Origin of the sequence: Synechococcus sp. H55.9 (genome assembly GCF_047462355.1) — a bacterium.
Classification (GTDB): Bacteria; Cyanobacteriota; Cyanobacteriia; order Thermostichales; family Thermostichaceae; genus Thermostichus.
On sequence record NZ_JANSJB010000021.1, the window covers coordinates 11,402 to 13,215 of the forward strand.

2 protein-coding genes are annotated in these 1,814 nt (G+C 61.9%); both read right to left on the reverse strand.

Annotated features, from left to right (window positions below):
* Positions 1-302: 302 nt before the first annotated feature.
* Complete coding sequence (locus NW857_RS04675; RefSeq protein WP_414368099.1) at positions 303-1,457, reverse strand: tetratricopeptide repeat protein; 1,155 nt, start codon at positions 1,455-1,457, stop codon at positions 303-305.
* A 24-nt stretch (positions 1,458-1,481) separates the two neighbouring features.
* Complete coding sequence (locus NW857_RS04680) at positions 1,482-1,787, reverse strand: hypothetical protein (protein WP_414334959.1); 306 nt, start codon at positions 1,785-1,787, stop codon at positions 1,482-1,484.
* Between the last annotated feature and the right edge of the window lie 27 nt (positions 1,788-1,814).

The following is a 1,814-nucleotide window of genomic DNA, read 5'->3' on the forward strand; positions in this document are numbered from 1 at the left end:
CCAACCGCGAAGAAGCTTGCAGGCAGACAGTATCAGGTTGTGTCCATGAAAATGCTACCAGATGTTAACAAGAACACAACTTGCCCCCGAGATCTGCCAGGAGCTGGAGTGTTCTCAGTTTGCTCAGGTTTTTCGCTGTAAGCAACAGCATCTCTACGGAAAATCAGCGGGTTTCCTCTGCATTGGGCGGAGCCACCAGATTGCTGTTGCCGGCCCATCCTCTGGAACTCAGGACGCAGACGATGAGCAACTAAAGTTGCTTACGGGCTTTTCCGCCCCGCACGAAATACGGAGCTACCAAGCTATCCCTCTGTGTCGGTTCCAAGGCCGGAGAGGGCTGTCAGGAAGGCCGTAAAGCTCGGCTCACTGCGAATGAGGTCGAAATAGGGCTCAGAGGAGAGCAAGGGGCGGTAGCGCTCCGGCTGCAGGCGCAGGGCTTGCTCCAAGGCTTGCAGAGCCTGGGGCACCTGACCTTCCCAGGCGCAGCAGCAGGCTTTGGCGTAGTGGGCCTCGGCATCTTCGGGATCCATCTGCAGGGCCCGGTCAAAACTCTGGATGGCCAGCCCGTAGAGGTTTAAGTCCATCAGCACCAGGCCGCGCTGCACCCAGATCTGAGGGCGCTGGGGATCCTGGGCCAGGGCGCGGTCGTAGCTGTTGAGAGCTTCCATCCAGTTGCCCAGGCGGTGGTGGGCAAGGGCGTGGCCGGCCCAGAGGGAAGCCGATGCGGATCCCAGTTGCAGGGCCCGTTCATAGCTGGCCAGGGCCTCGGCGTAGCGCTCCAGGTGCACTAGGGCCAGCCCGCGACTTTGCCAAACCTGGGGATTGCTGGGGTTAATGGCCAGGGCTTTGTCGTAGCTAGCTAGGGATCCCTGCCACTGCCCCAGCGAGGCCAAGGTTAGCCCGTGCAGATACCACGTTTCCGAGCTATCGGGGCGGAAGGTGAGAATCTGCTCGTAGGCGCGCAGGGCCTCTTGGTAGCGGCCCAGTTGCCGCAGCGTGTTGGCCTGGTTAAAGCGGGCCTCAAAAAAATCCGGCTTTAGGTGCAAAGCCCGCTCGTAGCTGGCCAGCGCTTCCTGGTGACGGCCGAGATCGTCCAGTAGAGAGCCGCGGTTGTTCCAGGCTTCGGGAAAATCTGGCTTCAGCTCCAGGGCACGATCGTAGCTGGCCAGGGCAGCTTGGGCCTGCCCCAGGTGGTCGAGGGTGGTGGCGCGGTTGTACCAGGCAATGGGATCCTGGGGCCGATCTGCCACCGCCTGTTCGAAGGGCTGCAGTTGGGCCTCCTGTTCCACCGTAAGGGCAGAGAGGTCAACCGCCGTTGCCGGCCAAACAGTTGTCGAGTCTGGGGGAGCAGCCTGCTGCTGTCGTCGCAGCCACCAGGCCCAGCCGCCGGCCAAGAGCAACAGGCCCACCCCCAGCAGCAGCACACCCACATCGCTCGGAGCAATCGCAAACGGCATGACCCACTTCCTCGCCGCGCGACTTTACATCATCACCAAAAACGGCAGGGGATCGCTGGGCCCTGCCGGCGAGATCAGCTCGATGCGTTTTTCGCCAGGGTAGGTGCTGGGATCGATCTCAAAAGTTACGGTCAGTGCCTCGGCAGTGGCCTGCACCGGCCCTTGGGAGCGCCCCAAGGGATCCCCGAAGCTAACCCGGATCCCTTTGCCCGCCGGGCTGACGCGGATCTCCGTCACTTGATCCAGATGGGATCCCTCCAGTGTACAGACGATAACATCGCCCACAAAGGCTTCCAGAGGCCATCCCCGCCGTACCTGCGGTCTTGACATGCTCGCCCCACTCCTTGGTTATCGACG